18 protein-coding genes and 1 pseudogene are annotated in these 22212 nt (G+C 63.2%); 10 read left to right on the top strand and 9 right to left on the bottom strand.

Features of this window, described 5'->3' with window-relative positions:
* Window positions 1-14 precede the first annotated feature (14 nt).
* Window positions 15-1448 carry an allantoinase PuuE gene (gene puuE / locus OHD58_RS00445; RefSeq protein ID WP_263801058.1) on the bottom strand — a complete coding sequence of 478 codons (1434 nt, stop codon included), beginning with the start codon at window positions 1446-1448 and terminating at the stop codon, window positions 15-17.
* A 185-nt stretch (window positions 1449-1633) separates the two neighbouring features.
* Here puuE and uraH point away from each other — a divergent pair, with 185 nt between their 5' ends.
* From uraH to xdhC, 4 genes are read left to right on the top strand one after another with little or no spacing between them, the layout of a single operon-like run.
* Window positions 1634-1999, top strand: coding sequence for a hydroxyisourate hydrolase (gene uraH, locus OHD58_RS00440; RefSeq protein WP_263801057.1), 366 nt, complete (start codon window positions 1634-1636; stop codon window positions 1997-1999).
* 3 nt (window positions 2000-2002) lie between these two features.
* The gene (gene xdhA, locus OHD58_RS00435; protein ID WP_263801056.1) at window positions 2003-3484 is read left to right on the top strand and encodes a xanthine dehydrogenase small subunit; all 1482 of its coding nucleotides are present in this window, start codon (window positions 2003-2005) and stop codon (window positions 3482-3484) included.
* A 10-nt stretch (window positions 3485-3494) separates the two neighbouring features.
* On the top strand, window positions 3495-5855 hold the full coding sequence (gene xdhB, locus OHD58_RS00430) for a xanthine dehydrogenase molybdopterin binding subunit (RefSeq protein WP_263801055.1): 2361 nt from the start codon (window positions 3495-3497) through the stop codon (window positions 5853-5855).
* Between the two features lie 57 nt (window positions 5856-5912).
* Entirely contained in the window at window positions 5913-6902 is a 990-nt protein-coding gene (gene xdhC / locus OHD58_RS00425) for a xanthine dehydrogenase accessory protein XdhC (RefSeq protein ID WP_263801054.1), read from the top strand.
* A gap of 5 nt (window positions 6903-6907) precedes the next feature.
* Here the strand turns inward: xdhC and dps are convergent, their stop codons facing one another.
* Entirely contained in the window at window positions 6908-7393 is a 486-nt protein-coding gene (dps, locus tag OHD58_RS00420; RefSeq protein WP_263801053.1) for a DNA starvation/stationary phase protection protein Dps, read from the bottom strand.
* A 117-nt stretch (window positions 7394-7510) separates the two neighbouring features.
* Window positions 7511-8431 (bottom strand): LysR family transcriptional regulator, encoded by a 921-nt coding sequence (locus OHD58_RS00415; RefSeq protein WP_263801052.1) that lies wholly within the window; start codon window positions 8429-8431, stop codon window positions 7511-7513.
* A 235-nt stretch (window positions 8432-8666) separates the two neighbouring features.
* Between OHD58_RS00415 and OHD58_RS00410 the strand changes: the two genes are divergently transcribed.
* From OHD58_RS00410 to OHD58_RS00395, 4 genes are all read left to right on the top strand, one after another.
* The gene (locus OHD58_RS00410; RefSeq protein WP_263801050.1) at window positions 8667-9884 is read left to right on the top strand and encodes a urate hydroxylase PuuD; all 1218 of its coding nucleotides are present in this window, start codon (window positions 8667-8669) and stop codon (window positions 9882-9884) included.
* 10 nt (window positions 9885-9894) lie between these two features.
* A complete protein-coding gene (gene guaD, locus OHD58_RS00405; RefSeq protein WP_263801048.1) occupies window positions 9895-11220 on the top strand; it encodes a guanine deaminase in 1326 nt (441 codons plus the stop codon).
* Window positions 11221-11286: 66 nt separating this feature from the next.
* The gene (locus OHD58_RS00400) at window positions 11287-11799 is read left to right on the top strand and encodes a heme-degrading domain-containing protein (protein ID WP_263801046.1); all 513 of its coding nucleotides are present in this window, start codon (window positions 11287-11289) and stop codon (window positions 11797-11799) included.
* A gap of 77 nt (window positions 11800-11876) precedes the next feature.
* On the top strand, window positions 11877-13139 hold the full coding sequence (locus tag OHD58_RS00395; protein ID WP_263801045.1) for a glycerate kinase: 1263 nt from the start codon (window positions 11877-11879) through the stop codon (window positions 13137-13139).
* A gap of 28 nt (window positions 13140-13167) precedes the next feature.
* On the opposite strand, the gene OHD58_RS00390 is transcribed toward OHD58_RS00395, so the two are convergent.
* The 4 genes and pseudogenes from OHD58_RS00390 to OHD58_RS00375 all read right to left on the bottom strand — a co-directional run bounded on the left by OHD58_RS00390 (window position 13168) and on the right by OHD58_RS00375 (window position 18774).
* Complete coding sequence (locus OHD58_RS00390; protein WP_263801044.1) at window positions 13168-14676, bottom strand: UdgX family uracil-DNA binding protein; 1509 nt, start codon at window positions 14674-14676, stop codon at window positions 13168-13170.
* A gap of 2 nt (window positions 14677-14678) precedes the next feature.
* A pseudogene (locus OHD58_RS00385) lies at window positions 14679-15910 on the bottom strand (putative DNA modification/repair radical SAM protein).
* A 72-nt stretch (window positions 15911-15982) separates the two neighbouring features.
* Window positions 15983-17368, bottom strand: coding sequence for a glutamine synthetase family protein (locus tag OHD58_RS00380; RefSeq protein WP_263801043.1), 1386 nt, complete (start codon window positions 17366-17368; stop codon window positions 15983-15985).
* A gap of 32 nt (window positions 17369-17400) precedes the next feature.
* On the bottom strand, window positions 17401-18774 hold the full coding sequence (locus tag OHD58_RS00375) for an aspartate aminotransferase family protein (RefSeq protein ID WP_412177143.1): 1374 nt from the start codon (window positions 18772-18774) through the stop codon (window positions 17401-17403).
* A gap of 138 nt (window positions 18775-18912) precedes the next feature.
* On the opposite strand from OHD58_RS00375, the gene OHD58_RS00370 reads away from it, so the two are divergent.
* Complete coding sequence (locus OHD58_RS00370; RefSeq protein ID WP_263801042.1) at window positions 18913-19359, top strand: hypothetical protein; 447 nt, start codon at window positions 18913-18915, stop codon at window positions 19357-19359.
* A 28-nt stretch (window positions 19360-19387) separates the two neighbouring features.
* Here the strand turns inward: OHD58_RS00370 and OHD58_RS00365 are convergent, their stop codons facing one another.
* Complete coding sequence (locus tag OHD58_RS00365) at window positions 19388-20362, bottom strand: WD40 repeat domain-containing protein (RefSeq protein ID WP_263801041.1); 975 nt, start codon at window positions 20360-20362, stop codon at window positions 19388-19390.
* Window positions 20363-20369: 7 nt separating this feature from the next.
* Entirely contained in the window at window positions 20370-21425 is a 1056-nt protein-coding gene (locus tag OHD58_RS00360) for a CobW family GTP-binding protein (protein WP_263801040.1), read from the bottom strand.
* Between the two features lie 308 nt (window positions 21426-21733).
* Here OHD58_RS00360 and OHD58_RS00355 point away from each other — a divergent pair, with 308 nt between their 5' ends.
* Window positions 21734-22204 (top strand): MarR family winged helix-turn-helix transcriptional regulator, encoded by a 471-nt coding sequence (locus tag OHD58_RS00355; RefSeq protein ID WP_263801039.1) that lies wholly within the window; start codon window positions 21734-21736, stop codon window positions 22202-22204.
* Window positions 22205-22212: the final 8 nt, after the last annotated feature.

Here is a 22212-nt window from a genome sequence, read left to right as displayed (position 1 = left end):
CCCGGTAACTCGCTTTAGAGGGGCAAAAGGTCTTTGAGGCGGAGAAGCGCAATGCGCTCGACCTGCCGGCATGCGGTGTCGAATTCGGTCCTACGATCGTTGCCAATGCGGCTTTCGAAGGCGGCGAGGATCTCGTCCTTGGTCTTGCCTTTCACCGCGATGATGAACGGGAAGCCGAAGGTGGTGACATAGGCCGCGTTGAGCTTGGAAAAGAGTTCGCGCTCCTTGTCGGTAAGCGCGTCGAGGCCGGCGGACGCCTGTTCCTTCGTCGACTCGTCGGTCAACCGCCTGGCCTGCGCCAGCTTGCCGGCGAGATCGGGATGGGCGGTGAGCACGCCAAGGCGCTCCTTCTCGCTGGCGGAACGGAAAACGCGGCAAAGCGCGTTGTGAACGCCGCCGGCGGTGTCGTGCGCAGGACCGAGCTCCAGTTTGAAGGCACGCTCGGCAATCCAGGGCGAATGTTCGAAAATGCCGCCGAACTGCTGGACGAATTCCTTCTCGTCCATGCGGGACGGACGCAGCGCATGGGCGTCGTATGGGTGCTGCTCACGCCAGTGGTCGGCAATGTCGATGCGGCGGGCGAGCCAAACTTTGTCGTGGCCTTTCACGTAGTCGATGAAACGCTGCAGCGCCGCGGCGCGGCCCGGCCGGCCGATCAGCCGGCAATGCAGGCCGATGCTCATCATCCGCGGCCGCCCGGACTTGCCCTCCGCATAGAGCGTGTCGAAGGCATCCTTCAGATAGGCGAAGAACTGGTCGCCGGAATTGAAACCTTGCGGCGTCGCGAAACGCATGTCGTTGGCATCGAGCGTATAAGGAATGATGAGTTGCGGCGGGATCGCGTTGCCGTGGCCATCATGGTCGAGCCAGTAGGGCAGGTCGTCGTCGTAGGTGTCGGACACATAGGCGAAACCGCCTTCCTCGGCGACGAGGCGGACGGTGTTGACCGAGGTGCGGCCGGTATACCAGCCGGTCGGCCGTTCGCCGGTAACCTCGGTATGGAGGCGGATCGCCTCCTCGACATGGCGGCGCTCGTCCTCGATCTTGTAGTCGCGGTAGTCGATCCATTTGAGGCCGTGCGAGGCGATCTCCCAGCCGGCTTCCTGCATGGCCGTCACCTGGTCGGGCGATCGGGCAAGCGCGGTGGCGACGCCGTAGACGGTGACCGGCACCTGCGCTTGCGTGAACATGCGGTGGAGCCGCCAGAAGCCGGCGCGGGCGCCATATTCGTAGATCGATTCCATGTTCCAGTGACGCAGCCCCTGCCAGGGAGCGGCGCCGACGATCTCGGACAGGAAGGCTTCGGAAGCGGCATCGCCATGGAGGACGCAGTTTTCCCCACCTTCCTCGTAATTGACGACGAACTGCACGCAGACATTGGCGCCGCCCGGCCATTTCGGATCGGGAGGGCTGGCCCCGTAGCCGCGCATGTCGCGTTGGTATCGCATCGATGCTCCATCCCTCAAAACCGGCAAACACCGGACTGCACTGCAAAGATTATCGGAAGGGGTCGCCCAACATTCCCCCGAAAATTTTTGAAAGTCTTTTTGTGGCCGTCTGCTTCACCGGGACTTATGCATGGCATTTAATTGGCGCACAATTGACTGTTCGCGTTCGGATGCAGGGAGGCAGAATGTCGAAGACTGATGGCGGGCGCCTGACGACCCATGTCCTGGACACGGCTTCCGGAAAGCCGGCGGCCGGGCTGTCGATCGCGCTTTTCCGCATCGAGGGCGATGTCCGCAAGCATCTTAAGACCGTATGGACCAATGCCGACGGGCGTTGCGACCAGCCGCTGCTGCAGGGCGACGAATTCGTGATCGGCGATTATGAACTCGTGTTCCAGGCCGGCGATTACCTGCGGGCGCAAGGAACGAAGCTGCCGAAACCGGCCTTTCTTGATATCATACCCATCCGTTTCGGCATGGCCGAGCGGACGCATTATCATGTGCCGCTGCTCGTCTCGCCCTACGGCTACTCGACCTATCGGGGAAGCTGAGCGATGGCTGCGATCAAGATCCGCGACGAAATCCGTTTCCTGCTCAACGGGGAAACGGTGGCGCTGAATGACGTCACGCCAGATGAGACGCTGCTTGACTATCTCAGGCTCCGCCGTTCGCTGCGCGGATCCAAGGAAGGCTGCGCAGAGGGCGACTGCGGCGCCTGCACGGTGCTGGTCGGCCGGCTCTCCGGCGGCAAGCTCGTCTATGAAAGCGTCAACGCCTGCATCCGTTTCATGGGCTCGCTCGACGGCTGTCATGTGGTCACCGTCGAGCATCTGCGCGGCGGAGCCGGGAAGCTACACCCGGTGCAGCAGGCCATGGTCGACTTCCACGGTTCGCAATGCGGGTTCTGCACGCCGGGTTTCGTGATGTCGCTCTATGCGCTTTGGATGAAGTCGCCGGAACCATCCGACGTGGCAATCGAGAAGGCGCTGCAAGGCAATCTCTGCCGCTGCACCGGCTACGAGGCGATCGTGCGCGCGGCGCGCGCCATCTCCAGCTACGGCAAGGCGGCGAAGGATCCGCTGGCGGCGGAACGGTCCAAGGTGACCGCGAAGCTGCAGGAATTGCGCGACGGCGCGCGCGTCGAGATCGGCGTCGGCAGTGTCCGACTCGCCATTCCCGCAAACGTCGACGACCTTGCGGCGATCCTTCAGGCGGAACCAAAAGCCACCATCGTTGCCGGTTCGACCGATGTCGGGCTCTGGGTGACCAAGCACATGCGGGACATCTCGCCGGCAGTGTTCATCGGCAACCTCGACGGGTTGCAGGACATTTCGGAACAGGACGGCGCGATCAGCATCGGCGCAGGCGCCACCTACACCGACGCGTTCGCGCTGTTGTCGAAACGCATCCCGGCGCTTGGACCGCTGATCGACCGCATCGGTGGCGAGCAGGTGCGCAACATGGGCACGATCGGCGGCAACATCGCCAACGGTTCGCCGATCGGCGACATGCCGCCGCCGCTGATCGCGCTCGGCGCCACGCTGACATTGCGCAAGGGCAAGAAGCGGCGGACGATGCCGCTGGAAAAGTTCTTCATCGCGTATGGCAAGCAGGACCGGCAGCCGGGCGAGTTCGTCGAAGCCGTACATGTGCCGCTGCCGGCGAAGGGCACAAAGTTCGCGGTCTATAAGATCACCAAGCGGCGCGACGAGGACATTACCGCGGCGCTCGGCGCATTTCATTTGACGCTTGCCAAAGACGGCACGGTGGAAAAGATCCGCATCGCCTATGGCGGCATGGCGGCGACGCCGAAGCGGGCGGCGGCGGTGGAAAAGGCGCTGACCGGCAAGCCGTGGACGGTTGAGACGGTCGAGGCAGCGCTGGGCGCCTATGCCACCGATTTCACGCCACTTACCGACATGCGGGCCTCGGCCGAATACCGGGCGCTGGCCGCGCGCAACCTGCTGCTCAGGTTCTTCGCCGAGACCCAGGCCGGCAAGGCGCCGATACAGGTTTCGCGGGCGGTGGCGGCGTGAGGAGGTTCGGATGAACAAGCACGCCACCCCCAACCTCCAGGCCGCGAAGATCAAAGGCGGCGTCGCCACCGACCAGCGCCACGATTCAGCGCACAAGCATGTCACCGGCGAGGCGATGTATATCGACGATATGCCCGAGCCGGCCGGCACTCTGCATGGCTGCCTCGGCCTGTCGACGGTGGCGCATGGAACCATCCGCGACCTCGACGTGTCGGCGGTTCGCAGTGCGCCCGGCGTGGTCGACGTGCTGCTCGCCGGCGATGTGCCGGGCGAGAACGACATTTCGCCGACCGGACGCCATGACGAGCCGGTGCTGGCCGATGGCAAGGTGCAGTTCTTCGGCCAGCCGATCTTCTGCGTCATCGGCGAAACGCGCGAAGCCGCGCGGCGCGCGACGCGGCTGGCGAAAGTCACCTATACCGAACTGCCAGCGATCATCGACATCGGCGAACTCGATCCGGTCAGCTCGAAGCTGGTCACGCCGCCGCTGACGCTGAAGCGCGGCGATGCGGCTGCTGCGATCGCCAGGGCGCCGCGCCGTATCAAGGGCCAGATGCGGGTAGGCGGGCAGGAACATTTCTACCTCGAAGGCCATATCGCCATGGCTATTCCCGGCGAGGACCAGGACGTCACCGTCTACTGCTCGACGCAGCATCCGAGCGAAGTGCAGCATATGGTCGGCCACGCGCTCGGTGTGCCGAGCCATGCGGTGACGGTGGAGATACGCCGCATGGGCGGCGGCTTCGGCGGCAAGGAAACACAGGGCAACCAGTTTGCCGCGCTGGCGGCTATCGCGGCTAAAAAACATCGCCGCGCGGTGAAGATCAGGCCCGACCGCGACGACGACATGATCGCCACCGGCAAGCGGCACGACTTCCTGATCGACTACGAGGTGGGTTTCGACGGTGAAGGCAATATCCTCGGTGTCGACTTCATGTTCGCGGCCCGCTGCGGTTTTTCGGCGGACCTTTCCGGCCCGGTCACCGACCGCGCGCTGTTCCACTGCGACAACACCTATTTTTATCCCGCCGTGCTGGCGAAATCGGCGCCGCTCTACACTAATACGGTTTCGAATACGGCTTTTCGCGGTTTCGGCGGCCCGCAAGGCATGGTCGGCGCTGAGCGCGTCATCGACGAAGTGGCGTTTGCCGTCGGCAAGGACCCGCTGGAAATCCGCAAGCTGAATTTCTACGGGGCGAGCGATGACAAGAGGGGGGGCCGCAACGTCACGCCGTACCACCAGACGGTGGAAGACAACATCATCCACCGCATCATCGCGGAACTGGAGGAAAGCAGCGACTATGCGCGGCGGCGGCGCACCATCGACGCCTTCAATGCCAACAGTTCCGTCGTCAAGCGCGGGATGGCGCTGACGCCGGTGAAATTCGGCATCTCGTTCACGGCCACGCATTACAACCAGGCCGGCGCGCTGGTGCATGTCTATACCGACGGTTCGGTCCATCTGAACCATGGCGGCACCGAGATGGGGCAGGGCCTCAACACCAAGGTTGCCCAGGTCGTTGCGGAAGAATTCCAGATCGATCTCGACCAGGTGAAGATCACCGCGACCACGACCGGAAAAGTTCCGAATACCTCGGCGACGGCGGCGTCCTCCGGCACCGACCTCAACGGCATGGCGGCGCAGAACGGGGCCCGCCAGATCAAGGAGCGGCTGACCGATTTCGCCGCCGAAAAATACCAGGTGCCGCACGATCAGGTGGTTTTCCTGCCCAACCGGGTACGCGTCGGCAACCAGGAGATCGCCTTCGCCGACCTGGTCAAGCAAGCGTATATGGCGCGTATCCAGCTTTCGGCGGCGGGTTTTTACAAGACGCCGAAAATCCACTGGAACCGGGACAAGGGCGAGGGCCGCCCGTTCTATTATTTCGCCTATGGGGCGGCGTGCTCGGAGGTTTCGATCGATACGCTGACCGGCGAATACATGGTCGAGCGCACCGATATCCTGCACGAGACCGGCCGTTCGCTGAACCGCGCCATCGACCTCGGCCAGGTGGAAGGCGGCTTTATCCAGGGCATGGGCTGGCTGACCACCGAGGAGCTGTGGTGGGACGACAAGGGCCGGCTGCGCACGCATGCCCCGTCGACCTACAAGATCCCGCTCGCCTCGGATCGGCCGAAGATCTTCAACGTCACGCTGGCAAATTGGCCGGAAGCATACGAGCCGACGGTGCACCGGTCCAAGGCCGTGGGCGAGCCGCCGTTCCCGCTTGGAATGTCGGTGCTGCACGCGCTTTCGGATGCCGTGGCGAGCGTGGCCGACCACAAGATCTGCCCGCGCCTCGATGCGCCGGCGACGCCCGAGCGGGTGCTGATGGCGGTGGAGCGGCTGAAGGCGGAAGCGAAGGCCTGAGACCGCCAAAGGTGCAACAGAGGCTGAAAAAGCCTATATTTCCCACTTGGGAATACGATGATGTCGGACGTGCAAAACCTCAGGGACTTTCTCGCTGCTAATGCTGCGACGGCGCTGGTCGAGGTTGCGGGCACCAAAGGCTCGACGCCGCGCGAGAAGGGCGCCCTCATGCTGGTCTCGCCGTTGGCAACATTCGGCACGATCGGAGGCGGCCAGCTCGAATACATGGCAATCGACAAGGCCAGGCAGATGCTGGCGACTTTCTCCCCCCTTGAGGGGGAGATGGCTGCGAAGCAGCCAGAGGGGGTACCTTCAGAAGGAACCGTCAGCACGCCGCGCGCTGCCGCAGCGACCCCACCCGGCCGCTTCGCGGCCACCCTCCCCTCAAGGGGGAGGGATACGCAGGCCACGCTCGACGTGCCGCTCGGGCCGGAGATCGGCCAATGCTGCGGTGGGCGCGTGGAGGTGTTGATCCGCATGGTGGACGCCACGCTGGCGGCGGAGCTTGTGCGGGCCGCGGAAGAGAGCGAAGCGCAATTCCCTCATGTCTACCTGTTTGGCGGCGGCCATGTCGGCAAGGCGCTCGCGATGGCGATGGCGCTGCTGCCGGTGCATGTCGTGGTCATAGAAACGCGGTCGGAAGAACTCGAAGGCATGCCAGAGGCGGTTGAGAAGAAGCTGACGCCGATGCCCGAAGAAATGATACGCGAGGCGCCCGCCGGAACAGCAATCGTGGTGCTGACGCACGACCACGCCCTCGACTTCCTGATCGTGGCCGAAGCGCTGAAACGCAACGACGCCGCCTATGTCGGCATGATCGGCTCAAAGACAAAGAAGGCGACGTTCAAGACCTGGTTCGTCAAGAACGCCGGCGGCAGCGAAGCGGAATTTTCCCGTCTCGTCTCGCCGATAGGCGGCGATCAGGTGAAGGACAAGCGGCCGGCCGTCATCGCCGCGCTTGCATCGGCGGAGATCATGACCGCGCTTGCCCTTTACGCCTCGAATGCCAAAAAGGGCGCGGCGGATCTCGTCACGGCGCGCCGGTAAGCTGACTATTCCTTTTCCTGCGTGTGCGCTTCCAGGAACCACAGCGACTTGTCCAGCGCGCGTGAATAGCCGGTGAAGATGTCGGCTGTGTCGGCGTCGCCCGCCTCGTCGGCTTCGTCGATGGCAGCGCGTGCCGCCTTGGCCGCCGCCGCATAGCGGTCGATCAGCCCTGCCAGATGGTCCTTGGTCTTGTGGATGTCGGTCGGATAGGCCTTGATCGTGCTCGCCCTGGACACGTCCTGCGATGTGCCGAAGGCGGTGCCGCCGAGCTGCACCGCGCGCTCGGCGATGGTGTCGACATGACCATCCAGTTCGGTGCGGAAGCCGTCCAGCATCTCGTGAATGGCGATGAACTGCGGTCCCTTGACGTTCCAATGTGCCTGCTTGGTGATCAGCGCGAGGTCGATGGCGTCGACCAGCCGCGCATTGAGCAGGGCGATGGATGTCGTCTTGGTGTTCGATTTCAGATCGTTCTTCGTGGTGATGCTCATCGTGGCCTCCTGTCATGTCTGCACCTGACCGGGGATAGCTGCTCCGGGGGGCGAAATTACATTGGCTTCATGACGCCGGCGCTGCAAGCGATAACGCTGCGGGTGTCTTTTCTTGGTTCAGCGTCCCGCCAGCAGATCCTTGATCAGCCGCTGGCAGCGCTCGGCCATGAAATCGAGCAGCAGGCGGACTTTCGGATCCTGGAATTTCTTGTGCGGATAGACGGCGGCGAACTGCACCGGCGTCGGCGGCGTGCCGGTTAGGATGACTTTCAACCGCTGGTCGCGGATGAAGGGCTCGACCTCGAAGCGTGGCTTGTTGATGATGCCGCGGCCTGCCAGCGCCCAGCCGGTGATCACGTCGCCATCGTCGCTGTCGAACGGGCCGTGCACTTCGAACTTCATCGGACCGGCAGGCGTGTTCAGCGTCCAGAAATATTCCTTGGAGCCGGGAAAGCGCAGCATCAGGCAATCGTGTTTCCTGGAGATCAGTTCGCTGGGATCGGTCGGCTCGCCGCGCGCGTCCAGATATTTCGGCGCAGCCACGAGCACGCGCTCACATTCCATGATGCCGCGCATGCGCAGGCTGGAATCCTCGAGCAGCCCGAGCCGGAAAGCGACGTCGATGCCTTCCTTCATGATGTCGACGTTGTGGTCGGAAAGCCGCAGGCGGACCTCGATGTCGGGATATTTGTCGTGGAAATCCGGAATACCCGATGCGATGAGCCGGCGGCCGAGACCGAGCGGCGCGGTGACGCGGATGGAGCCGCGCGGTTGGCCAGACAGTGCGCTGACGGCGGCTTCGGCCTCGACGATCGCTTCCAGCACCTGCTTGGCGCCGGTGTAGAAGACGGTGCCTTGCTCCGTCGGCATCAACTGGCGGGTGGTGCGGTTGAAGAGGCGGACGCCGAGGTGTTTTTCGAGTTCCTTGATGCGGTTGGACGCGACGGCCGGCGAAATGCGCATGTCACGGCCGGCGGCCGAAAGGTTGCCAAGTTCGACGACGCGGACGAAGACGGCGATGTTGTCCAGATAGGCCATGCTAGCGCGTGTCCCTCGCGCGGCAGTCGGCAGTCGGCAATCGGCAGTCGCTTGGCATCATAATAATCCTTCGGCGGGTGCTTGCGACGGTTTGATACTCAACCGCCGATTGCCGGATTGCCGATTATTTTCCATTTTTTTTTGAAAGTCATCGTGTACGTCTCCTCTTTCCGTGAAGGCTTGAAACCGCAACAATCAAAAACCGAGTTGAGGGCCCGGAACAGGGCAGGGGAATATGAACGATTTCGCGATATTCTGGGACTGGCTGAGCTTCGGCGTGCGCTGGCTGCACGTCGTCACCGGCATCGCCTGGATCGGCTCGTCCTTCTATTTCGTCGCGCTTGATCTTGGCCTGCGCCAGCGGCCCGGCCTGCCGGCCGGTGCGCATGGCGAGGAATGGCAGGTGCATGGCGGCGGCTTCTACCACATCCAGAAATATCTGGTGGCGCCGGCCGAGATGCCGGAACACCTGACCTGGTTCAAATGGGAATCCTACGCGACCTGGCTGAGCGGCTTCGCGCTGCTCGCGATCGTCTACTACGCCGGCGCCGACCTCTATCTCATCGATCCGAACGTGCTCGACGTGTCGGCGCCGGTGGCGATCCTGATCTCGCTGGCATCGCTCGGTTTTGGCTGGCTGGTCTACGATCTTCTGTGCAAATCGCCGCTCGGCAACAACGATACGCTGCTGATGTTGGTGCTCTATGCGGTCGTGGTGTTCATGGCCTGGGGCTATACGCAGCTTTTCACCGGTCGCGCCGCCTTCCTGCATCTCGGCGCCTTCACCGCCACCATCATGTCGGCGAATGTGTTCCTTGTCATCATTCCCAATCAGAAGATCGTCGTCGCCGACCTGATCGCCGGCCGCAAGCCCGACCCGAAATACGGCAAGATCGCCAAGACGCGCTCGCTGCACAACAACTACCTGACGCTGCCGGTGCTGTTCCTGATGCTGTCGAACCACTATCCGCTGGCGTTCGGCACGCAGTTCAACTGGGTGATCGCGTCGCTGGTGTTCATCATCGGCGTTTTGATCCGGCACTATTTCAACACCATGCATGCGCGCAAAGGCAGCCCGACCTGGACCTGGCTTGCTGCCGGCATCCTGTTCATCATCATCATGTGGCTGTCGACGGTGCCGAAGATCCTGACCGGCGAGGTCAAGGAATCCTCGGCAAACCAGGCTTTGATCGCATCGACGCATTTTCCGAAGGTGCGCGATACGGTGCTCGGGCGCTGTGCCATGTGCCATGCGCAGGAGCCGGGCTGGGAGGGCATCTATCACGCGCCGAAGGGCGTCATGCTGGAGACCGACGCGGCGATCGCCGAACATGCGCGCGAGATCTACCTGCAGGCCGGCCGCAGCCATGCCATGCCGCCCGGCAACGTGACCGGGGTGACGCCGGAAGAGCGGCAGTTGCTTGCCACCTGGTTCGAAGAAGCGCGGAAATAGGCAGAACATCATGACCGACACGCTGCTTCGCGGCCGGACCTTGACCTTCCTGCGCTGGCCGGACAGCATCGACGACCATGCCGCCTATGCTTACGAGGAGGATGGCGGGCTGCTGATCCGCGACGGCAGGATTGTCGCTGCTGGTGGCTATTCCGACGTTGCAAGGCAAGCTGGCGACGATGCGAAGAAGATCGATCACCGGCCGCATCTGCTGCTGCCGGGTTTCATCGACGCGCATGTGCATTTTCCGCAGATGCAGGTGATCGCGTCCTATGGCGCGGAGCTGCTCGACTGGTTGAATACCTATACGTTTCCGGAAGAAACGAAATTTGCCAACACCCAGCACGGCCGCCGGATCGCCCGGCTGTTCCTCGACGAGACGGTGCGGCACGGCACCACGACGGTGGCCGCCTACTGCTCGGTGCACAAGGAATCTGCCGAAGCTTTCTTCGCCGAATCGCATGACCGCAACATGCTGAACATCGCCGGCAAGGTGATGATGGACCGCAACGCCCCGGAAGGCGTGCTGGACACGCCGCAATCGGGTTATGACGACACCAAGGCGCTGATTGCGGAATGGCACGGCAAGGGCCGGCAGCTCTATGCGGTGACGCCGCGTTTCGCCATCACCTCGTCGCCGGAGCAGATGGAAATGGCCGGCGCGCTGATGCGGGAATTTCCCGACCTGCACATGCAGACGCACCTTTCGGAAAACGACAGGGAGATCGCATTCACGCAGGAACTTCATCCGTGGGCTCGCGACTATACGGATGTCTACGAGCATTACGGGTTGCTCGGCAGAAAGGCGCTGCTTGGCCACTGCATCCACCTTTCCGAACGCGAGGCCGATGCGCTGTCGGACAGCGGCTCGGTTGCCGTGTTCTGCCCGACCTCTAACCTGTTCCTCGGCTCCGGCCTGTTCGACTACCAGCGTTACCGGACACGTCAGAAGTCATTGCGTATCGCGGCGGCGACCGATGTCGGCGGCGGCACCAACTACTCGATGCTGCGGACGATGGACGAAGGGTACAAGGTGATCGCGCTCAACGGCGAGAAGCTGAATCCTTTCCAGTCCTTCTGGCAGCTGACGCGGGGCAATGCCGAGGCATTGTCGATCGCTGACAAGGTGGGAACGCTCGATGTGGCTACGGATGCGGATGTCGTGGTGCTGGATTCCTCCGCGACGCCCGCCATGCGGCTCCGGATGGAGACGGCGAAGACACTGGCGGAGGAACTGTTCCTGCTGCAGACGCTGGGCGACGACCGCGCGGTGAAGGAAGTCTATGTCGCCGGCAAGCCGGCGAAGAGCGCGATGGCTGCGACAGCCGGGACCTGAAGCCGCCCGTTGGCATCGTGCCGGCTTTGTGCGAAGCAGCGTCCTCCATCACGCAGGGAATGAGAGATGAGCACCGCCGACGACATCGCCAAAATCATCGAGCAGGAAACGGCTCTGGTATTCGACCATTTCGACGAAGCGCAGGCCTTTGCCATCGGCTCAGCGCTGCGCGAGCGAGCGCTGGCTGAAAAACTGCCGATCGTCGTCGATATCCAGTTCTGGGACCGGCCGCTGTTTTATGCGGCGCTGCCCGGTTCGAGCGGATCCAACACCGACTGGGCGCGCCGCAAGCGCAATGTGGTGAAGATGTTCCACAAAAGCACCTATCGCATGGGGCTGGAGCAGAACCGGGAGGACAAGACCTTTCCGCCCGGCCATGGGTTGGCGCCATCGGAGTTCGTGCTGGCCGGCGGCGGTTTTCCAGTGAAGGTGAAGGGCATCGGTGCCGTCGGCGTCATTGCCGTTTCCGGACTGCCGCAGCGGCAGGATCATGAGATCATCGTCGCGGTGCTTGCGGCGCATCTCGGGCTGGATGGCAAGAAGCTGGCATTGCCGGATGACCCGGCGGCACGGGGCTAGAGGGAAACGATGGCGTTCTACGTTGCCCCCCTCTGTCCTGCCGGACATCTCCCCCACAAGGGGGGAGATCAGCAGTCGTGACGCTCGATCCCAAATCTTTCCTGACTTCCATCTTCAACGCCGCCGTCGCTGCGGCGGATCCTGAACTGACGATCCGCAGTCATCTGCCGGCAAGACCGAAGGGCCGCACGATCGTGATCGGAGCCGGCAAGGGCTCGGCGCAGATGGCGGCGGCATTTGAAAAGGCATGGGACGCGCCGCTCGAGGGCGTCGTGGTGACGCGATACGGTTATGGCGCCCGATGCGAACGCATCGCGGTGATCGAGGCCGCACATCCTGTGCCTGACAAAGCTGGGTTGGCCGCCGCGAAACGGTTGCTGGAAACGGTGCGCGGCCTGACCGCGGACGACCTGGTGATCGCGCTTATCTCCGGTGGCGGCTCGGCGCTGCTGCCGTCACCGGCTGGCGATCTGACGCTGGCCGACGAAATCGCCGTCAACCAGGCGCTGCTGGCCTCCGGCGCGCCGATCGCGGCGATGAACGCGGTGCGCAAGCATGTATCGACGATCAAGGGCGGGCGGCTTGCCGCGGCGGCCTATCCGGCGAAAGTCGTCTCGCTGGTGGTGTCGGATATTCCCGGCGACAACCCGGCGCTGGTGGCTTCAGGACCGACCGTACCGGACGAAAGCACCCGCCAGGACGTGCTGAAAATCGTCGAGACCTACCGGATGGCCTTGCCGGATGCGGTGATGAAACATCTTCATTCGCCGGCTGCCGATGCGCCCAGGCCCAATGACAAGCGCTTTGCCGGCAACGAAGTCCATGTGATCGCTTCCGCCGCTGTTTCGCTGGAAGCGGCAGCGCGGGAGGCGAGAAGGCAAGGGATCGAGACCGTCATCCTCTCCGATTCCATCGAAGGCGAGGCGCGGGAGGTCGGTTCGGTCCATGCGTCGATCGCCCGCGAGGTGGCGACGCGCAACCGGCCTTTCAGAAAGCCGGTATTGATCCTTTCGGGCGGCGAGACGACGGTGACCTTGCGCGCCAAAGGCAAGGGTGGCCGTAACAGCGAATTCCTGCTGGCCTTCGCAATCGGTATCGACGGTATCCAGGGTATCGATGCGCTGGCAGCCGACACCGACGGCATCGACGGTTCGGAAGACAATGCCGGCGCCTTCGCTAGCGGAAAGACGGTGGCGCGCATGCGGGAAAAAGGCATCGATGCCAAGGCAATGCTCGCCGGCAACAATGCCTGGACGGCTTTCAATGCGGTCGATGATCTTTTTGTGTCAGGGCCGACCGGAACCAACGTCAACGATCTCAGGGCGATCCTTATCCGTTGATCCCTCTCTACGGGGAAGGATCGCGACGTCACGCCATCAGCGCTTTCACCGCCTTGATGTCTTTCAGAAACCGCTCCCGTTCGGCCTGTTTCTCTTCCGGTTCGCGGATGCGCAGGATGAAGGAGGGGTGGATGGTGAGGAAGATGCGTAAGCCATCGTCCCGCTCGATGACCTCGCCGCGCATCCTGGTAATGGCAACCGGCTTGCCGAGCAGTGACTGCGCCGCCGTCGCGCCGAGTGCGACGACAAGGTCCGGCTTTATCAGCGACAGCTCCTTGTCGAGCCACCAGCGGCAAGCCTGAACTTCGCCGGCGTTGGGCTTGGAGTGGATGCGGCGCTTGCCGCGCGGCTCGAACTTGAAGTGTTTCACCGCGTTGGTGACGTAGGTGATGGCTCGGTCGAGGTCGGCTTCCTCGAGAATGTCGTCGAACACCTTGCCCGCCGGGCCGACGAAAGGCTTGCCGGCGATATCCTCCTGGTCGCCCGGCTGCTCGCCGACGAAGACGATGCGCGCGCTTTCCGGTCCCTCGCCAAACACGGTCTGCGTCGCCTCGCGCCACAAGGGGCAGCGCCTGCAATGCTCGGCCGCCTTGCGGGCCTGTGCGATCGATCTGGCGTCTGCGCCGTCTTCGTCTTGACGAGGCGTCTTGGGCACCGGCCAATGTTTCGCCTGCATCTTGGCGTGGTGCGGCGCCGGCGTGCTGGGCATCCTGGCAATCATCTCCTTGGCGGCCTCGTCCGCGCCTGCGATCAGGTCAGGAATGAGCGAAGCCTCCGGAAGGTTCCGCCAGTATTTCTTCGGCATTTCGGCCTGCATCGCCTTCACCTTCAGCCGCGCCGGGTTGAAGATATTCCAGTAATAGGTGCGCCACAGAGCCTCGGAAGTATCTTCCAGCGGGGCGTCGTCCTTACGGGCGCCGGGGCCAATGGCAAGACGCTCGCCGTCCCAGTCGGCGCAGGCATGGGGCGTCAGGATCGCCCAGCGCATGCCGGTGAACCGGCGCACGAAAAACGGTGCGTTGCGCTCGACGATGTAGTGGTCCGGCTCGAACCAGGCGACGTAACGCTCGTCCGGGCTGTCGCCGATCTGCCGGAAGCGGACGAAGGCGCGCATCTTGTGGATGTCGCGGCGTACCGATTTTCCCATCGCTTCGAGGCGTCGGATGTCGGGGTCGGAGGCGATCTTCAGCAGATGCGGTTCCGAACGAAGCCGCCACAGCAGCCGGTAGAGAAAAGCGAAACGCTCGGGATTGGAGTGAAGGATGGCGGTTTCGGCCGCCGCGATGAAATCGCGTGGAACACGGAGGGTCGTGCTTCCGGGGGGCTGGCGAGTTTGTTCTCCCATCCCTGACTCCTCCCCACAGGGAGGAGGGGGATCTGGCTGCCGCTCGGCCTCCGGTCGAATAGTCCAATTCACGTCCACCGGCTCGATTCCAGACAACGCCAGGCGCCGGGCCGCATCGCGCCAGCCTTCGAAGTCGGTTTCACCGGAAAGCAGAATGGTGTGGTGGGCGAGGTTGAGCTGTTGTGCCGGCATGATCAGAACAGCGAAAGCTGCCTCGGAGGCGGGCAAGGCGCTGCCGCAGGCCGTGCTGGTCGGTGAGGTGGCCGGGCGACCAGCCTTCCGCCACAATGAATGGCCGTACCTTGGAAATCGAGGCAGAGAGGCGCCCGACATCTTCCAGCCGCAAGCGACGAAAACGTCTGGTTTCGAGGATGCGCGTCACCGCGCGGGTGCCCAGGCCCGGCACGCGCAACAGCGCCTCCCGCGGCGCGCGGTTGACGTCGAGCGGGAATTGTCCGCGGTTGCGCAGTGCCCAGGCGAGCTTAGGGTCGATGTCAAGATCGAGCATGCCATCCGGCGTTCCGGCCAGGATTTCCGGCTGCGCGAAGCCGTAGAAGCGCATCAGCCAGTCGGCCTGATAGAGCCGATGTTCGCGCATCAGCGGCGGTTTCCTGAGCGGCAGTGCCGACGATGAATCCGGAATCGGACTGAAGGCGGAATAATAAACGCGGCGGAGATGGTAGCTCCCATAGAGCCGGGCGCTGGTGGCGAGAATGCCGGCGTCCGGGGTCGCGTCGGCGCCGACGATCATCTGTGTAGACTGGCCGCCCGGTGCGAAATGCTCGCGCCGTTTCGTCTTCAGCGTGGGTTCCGACTTTTCCTCGATCTTCGAGCGGAGTTTCGCCATCGAGAGCCGGATCGTTTCGGGCTTCTTTTCCGGCGCCAGCCTCTTCACGCCTTCATCGGTCGGCAGTTCGACATTTATCGACAGGCGGTCGGCATAGAGCCCGGCCTTTTCGATCAGTTCCTGCGCGCATTCGGGGATCGTTTTCAGATGAATGTAGCCGCCGAACTTTTCATCAATCCTGAGCCGGCGGGCGATCTCGACCATCTCGGTCATGGTTTCATCCGGCGAACGAACGACGCCGGAGGAGAGGAAAAGACCTTCGATGTAGTTGCGGCGGTAGAAGTCCAGCGTCAGCTGGACCACCTCGTCGATGGTGAAGCGGGCGCGGCGGACGTTCGAGGAAGAGCGGTTGATGCAGTAGCTGCAGTCGTAGATGCAGAAATTGGTCAGCAGGATCTTCAGGAGCGAAATGCAGCGGCCATCGGGCGCGTACGAATGGCAGATGCCGGAGCCTTCGGTCGAGCCGATGCCGCCACTCTTCAAGGAATCACGTTTGGCGGCGCCGGATGAGGCGCAGGAAGCATCGTATTTGGCGGCGTCGGAAAGAATCGCCAGTTTTTCGCGAGTCGAGAGTGTCATATGTTCATGATATGTTCTCTATAAGGCGATGGCTATCAAATTTGACACAGCCGGCCGTTCAGCGGGCTTTCGTCAAACCTCGTGCAGATAGAGGTGGTAATCCAGTTCGCTCACCGTGCGCGCGACACGCACATATTCCGCCTGCTTGATCTCGGTGAACGTGCGGTGCAGGTCCTCTCCCAGTGCCTGCTTGAGGAACGACGAGGCCTTGGCCGCCTCGATGGCTGAGCGCCAGTCGGCAGGCGCGTCGGCGAGCTTCGGTGCGGTCTCGTAGCCGTTGCCGGTGGTCTCCGCGCCCGGATCGAGCTTTTCGTCGAGACCCTTGGCGATGGCGGCCAGCACGGTCGCGGCAACCAGATACGGATTGGCGTCGACACCGGACGGGCGATGCTCGATGCGGCGGTTCTTGACGTCGCCGGCCGGGATGCGCAACGCGACCGAGCGGTTGTTGACGCCCCAGGCCGGGGCGAGCGGCGCATAGGACTGGGCTACGAAGCGGCGCCAGGAATTGGCATGTGGGGCAAAGACCAGCATCGTTTCCGGCATGGTCGCGGCCAGCCCCCCGATGGCATTGAGGATCGCTCCGTTCCAGGTGCCGACAGTTTCTTCGGCAAAGATGTTCCTGCCTGACGCATCCTGCATCGAAACGTGGAAGTGCATACCGGAGCCGGCGTATTTTTCGATTGGCTTGGCCATGAAGCAGGCCGTCACGCCGTGCCGCCGGGCCTGCATACGAACAAGGCGCTTCAACAGGATGAGATCGTCGGCGGCCTGCAGCACGTCCTTGCGGTAATTCAGGGTGAGTTCGTACTGGCCGGGTGCGTATTCGGAGATCAACGTCTCCACCGGGATGCCTTGTGCCTTGGCGCCGGCATAGATGTCGGAAAACAGCGGCTCCATGCCATGCAGATGGTCGACCGAATACACTTCGGTCTTGCCGCTTGTCCGGCCGTCGAGCACGGCGCTCGCGGGCTGCACGCGGCCTTCGCTGTCGCGCTCGTTCTTGAGCAGGAAAAACTCGAGTTCGAAAGCACCCGCCGGATGCAGGCCCTTGGCCGACAGCGCTTCGACCTGGCGCGCCAGGGCATGGCGCGGATCCGAAGTCATCGGCTGGCCGTCGAGATGGTACATGGATAGCAGCACCTGGCCGCGCGCCGGGCTGGTGCCGTAAAGCGGCTTCAGCGTGCCGGGTATCGGCCATGCGCGCAGGTCGCCGTCGCCGGAATCCCAGATCAGGCCTGTCTCGTGGACGTCCTCGCCGGTGATATCGAGGCCGAGGATCGAGATCGGCATATGGCGGCCGCCCTCGTAGATCGACAGCAATTCATGGCGGCGAATGATTTTCCCGCGGCCGACCCCGTTGGTGTCGGTGAGCAGGATGTCGAAAGCCTCGATGTCCGGATGGGAGTCCAGAAATGCCTTTGCTTCGTCGATGGTCGAGCCCGAGGGGGAGGTCATGATGCTACTCTTGATAGGATGCGGCGCTTCTCTCATGCCGCAAGCTTTGCCGCAATATCGCCGAAGGCCACAATGAGGTGGTCCACCTGGGTTCTCGTCGTTGCCGGCGACACGAGCATCATGTTGTGGAAGGGCGCGATGAGGACGCCGCGGTTGACCAGCGCGACATGGAAGGCTGCTTCGAGAGACGGAGCGTGGGCGGCTTCCGCCTCGGCGCCGTTGCGGAGCGGGCCTGGCGCGCAGATGAATTCGACCCGCGCGCCGACGCGGGCGACATGCCAGGGCAAGGCATGTCGGGTTATCGCGGCGTTTAGGCCTTTCTCCAGGCGACCCGCGAGCCGCTCCATGCGGGCATAATTCTTTTCGGTCATCACTGCTTCGAGCGTCGCGCGCATCGCCGCGAATTGCAGCGGGTTGGCCGACAGCGTCGTGCCCATGCCGGAAAAACCGGGTTCCCTTGTGCGATCGTACTCCGACCATTGGGCAGCAAGTTCGTCGGTCATGCCCCAGACGCTGGCCGGAACGCCGCCGGCGATCGGCTTGCCGAGCACGAACAGGTCGGGCTCGAGGCGATGGCGGCTTGTGTAGCCGCCGGGAGCGGTCGAGATCGTGTGCGTCTCGTCGATGAGAAGCAGCGTGCCGTGGCGGCGGGTGATGTCGTGCAGGCCGGCGTGGAAGCCGGGATCCGGCAGCACCATGCAGGAATTGGTCAGCACCGGCTCGCTGATGACGCAGGCGACGGACTTGTCGGAAAGGGCGGCATCCAGCGCATCGAGATCGTTGAACTCGACGATTTTGGTGCCATGGGTAAGATCGCGGAATTCGCCGGCGAGGCCGGGGCGGTTGACCGGCTTGCCGTCGATCAGCCGCACCATCGTTTCGTCGACCGAGCCGTGATAGCAGCCGTTGAAGACGAGGACCTTCTCGCGGCCGGTGACGGCGCGGGCAACCCGCAAGGCAAACCGGTTGGCGTCGGTCGCGGTGGTGGCGATCTGCCAGTGCGGCAGGCCGAACCTTTCCGCGAGCAATCGGCCGACCGCCAGCGCGTCCTCGCTGGGCAACATGTAGGTCAGCCCGCGCGACGCCTGCCTGCGGATCGCGCGAGCCACCGGCGCCGGTGAATGACCAAACATCGAGCCGGTGTCGCCGAGACAGAAATCGTCGAGCCGATTGCCGTCGATATCGGTGATCGTCGCGCCCTTCGCCCGGTCGACGAGGATGGGGAAAGGCATCGGCCAATCGTGCATCCAGTGCATGGGCACGCCGCCGAGGAAACCGGCGATGCCCTTGCCGACCGCCTCCGCTGACTTCGGCCGCGCCCTGCGGAATGTCGCGGCTTCCCGTTCCCGCAGCGCGGTTATGAGCGCGAGCGGAACGCCACCCTGGATCGACGATGCTTCGTTCACGATTGCCCCCTTTGTGACCTGTCTAGCCAATCGGCGGCCCGCAAGGCAACTCGGCGCTCGCGCGACCCGCTCCGCAGCCTGTTGACTCCTCACACTAGCCGCGCTGTTTATGGCGCGTCCACGCGCAAAGGGGGTCAAATGCGCATCATCATTCTTGCCGCCGCTTTGGCTTCTGCCGCGCCGGCGCACGCATCAGGCGGGCTCTGGTGCGACAATGTCGGCGGACCGGTGAAGATCAATATCCAGAGCGGGGTGACCCGTGGAATGGGTTCCCCGGTCTTCAATTTCCGTGCATCGGCCGAAATCGAGGATGCCACGATCGGGGAGGACCTGCGCAAGATCGCGTTCGACGGCGCCAACCTTCCGCAGTACTGGTCTTACGGCGACGACCTCAACATGGTGCTCTATCGGGAGCGCGATACCGAGATCTTCGGATCAGTCGAAATCGCCATCCTGACAAAGGCGGCCGGCGACGACATCGCCTATGACGGCACGTACACCTACACAGCGCACGACGGCGGCGCCAACAACGGGCAGGGCAGCACGGTCACCCATACCGGCAAAATTTCCTGCGGCGTCGAATGAGATTTGGCGGATCGCCGGCTGGCGGTTACTAGCCAGCGATGTCGATGACGCCGCAATCGCCGCTTTCCGAGCCGAAGACGACGCGGCGGCCTTCCTTGTCCCAGGCCATCGAGGTGATGGCGCCCTTGCCGGGACGGCGCAACAGCACCTCCTTCTGGTCGGCGAAGCGGGCAGCCAGAACCATACCGTCTGCGTAACCGATCGCGGCGATGTCGTCGGCGGAATGGCAGGCGACCGCGCTGACCATCATGTTGCCGCGGGTGCCGAGTTCGAGCGGCGCCTTGCCCATCGGACCGTCCTTGCTCTGGAACGGCCAGACGATGGCCGCCGGCGCGCCGGAACTCGCCAGCCACTTGCCCTTGGCGCTCCACGACATGGATTTCACCTTGGCCGGATAGCCTGACATGCGCATGTGCTTGCCGTCGACCAGCTTCCAGCCGTGCAAGGCGTTTTCCTGCATGGTGGTGACCAGGAAATTGCCATCCGGCGAGAATGTGATGCCGGTGTGGGCGCCCGCCCATTCGAGTTCGGTCGGCTTGCCGTCGGCGGCGGGAAAATGCAGCGTCGCGCCATTGTAACGGGCGACGCCGATGCGCATGCCCTTGGGCGAGAAAGCGATGCCTTCGACGGAGCGCGGATGGACGAATTCCTTCACCTTGCCGTCGGCGAAACGCACATAGGCGTTGCGCCCGGAGGCGTAGGCGATGGCGCCTTGGGGGCCGCAGGCGACCGAGGTGATCCACTTGCGGCCAAGTTCGGCGAGCGTCTCGCTGGTCCCGTCCGCCTTGGTCGAGCAGACCTTGCCGTCCTCGCCGCCGGTGACGAGGCGGGAAGAAGCCAGATCAGTCGTGGCGGCGAGCAGTCCGTCGTGAACCTTCTCCGATTTGTGGCCGTGGTCGAGCCGGTGGACGTGGCCGTCGGCCAGCGCGAAATGCGGGACATCGGCGACGAAGGTTGCTGCGACGCAATGTCCGTCGAGATCGAGAGGAGCGACTGTGGGCATGCTTTGGTCAGGCCGCCTGGCAGGCTTCGAAGGTGCGCTTCAGCTTTTCCGCATCGAGCTCGCGGCCGATGAAGACGAGACGGCTGTCGTGATTTTCGCCGTCCTTCCAGGCGCGCTGGTGGTCGCCCTCGATGATCATGTGGACACCCTGGATGACGTAGCGGTCCGGGTCGTCCTTGAAGGCGATGATGCCTTTGAGGCGCAGGATGTTCGGCCCTTCGGCCTGGGTGATCTTTTCGATCCAGGGGAAGAATTTCTTCGAGTCCATCTCACCGCCGCGAAGCGACACCGATTGCACCGTCACGTCGTGGATCGGCGAAACGCCGTGGTCGTGATGGTGATGATCATGATGATGATCGTGGTCGCAGTCCGGACCACATTCATGGTCATGGTCATGGTCGTGGTCGTGAGCCTCGAGGAAATGCGGATCGTTCTCCAGGGCGCGGGAGAGGTCGAAGGCGCCGCGGTCGAGCACCTGGTCGAGCGCCACGCCGGCCCGCTCGGTCCGGTGGATCTTTGCCGCCGGGTTGATGGCACGGATCGTCGCCTCGACGCTGCGCAACTCCTCGTCGTCGACGAGGTCGGTCTTGTTCAGCACCACGACGTCGGCGAAAGCGATCTGGTCCTCGGCCTCGCGGCTGTCCTTGAGGCGCAGCGGCAGATGTTTGGCATCGACCAGCGCCACCACCGCGTCGAGCTTGGTCTTGGAGCGCACATCGTCGTCCATGAAGAAGGTCTGTGCGACCGGCACCGGGTCGGCAAGGCCGGTGGTCTCGACGACGATCGCGTCGAAACGGCCTGGCCGGCGCATCAGGCCTTCGACGACACGAATCAGGTCGCCGCGCACCGTGCAGCAAACGCAGCCATTGTTCATTTCGTAGATTTCTTCGTCGGATTCCACGATCAGGTCGTTGTCGATGCCGATTTCGCCGAATTCGTTGACGATGACGGCGTAACGCTTGCCATGGTTTTCCGAGAGGATCCGGTTCAACAGCGTGGTCTTGCCGGAGCCGAGATAGCCGGTCAGAACGGTCACGGGAATCTGGGTCTGCGCTTCGCTCATCGATGCACCTTCAAGGTCGGAAGTCTTGGTGATGGCTTCATATAGGATGCCGGCATGGCTTTTGCACGCGCGAAAACCGCACGAATCTTGGGCCAGTGGGGCGCGTGTAAGGGACTTCAGCTCGCCTCTAAGTCGTCTCGGTTTTGTTTGTCATCTAATTGAAATGCATCTCTGGCATTAGCTAGCCGGTGAACACCGTCGATTGCCGGCAAACCTTTATGCGAGCCGGCCAAACAGCAATTGCGATTGCCAAACCGGCTGGGGCGGCTAAGGTTCGGCAGTCGCCGGTTCGTCGGAGGAGGGTATCGATGGCCAAGGCAGACAAGGGTGCAACGATGAGCCGGCTGCAGTCGGCTGCGCGGCTTTCCAGGACGGCGCTTGCGGCGCGGCTCCTCAATCACGGATTCTATGCAGGGCAGGACCAGATCATGCTGGCGCTCGATCATGAGGACGGGCAGACGCCGGGCCAGCTTGCGGGGCGTCTCGGGGTCAGGCCGCCGACCATCACCAAGACGATCAACCGCTTGCAGGTGCAGGGTTTTCTCGACAAACGGGCTTCCGAATCCGACGCACGGCAGGCGCATATCTTCCTCACCGAAAAGGGTCTTGAAGCCATCAAGTCGATCGAGAAATCGGTACGCAAGACTGAGAAACAGGCGCTGAAGGGCCTCGACAAGAAAGACCAGAAAGCGCTGTCCAAATTGCTCTCGCGGGTAGAGGCCAATCTCTCCAACGGCCAGGCTTTTGAGATCGACGAAGAGGTCGAAGCGGAAGAATAGCCGGCTGG

It is taken from the genome of Mesorhizobium sp. ZC-5, from assembly GCF_025753855.1.
Taxonomy (GTDB): Bacteria; Pseudomonadota; Alphaproteobacteria; order Rhizobiales; family Rhizobiaceae; genus Neomesorhizobium.
Note: the sequence above shows the minus strand (reverse complement) of the source record. Positions and strands in the feature narration are given on the sequence as shown.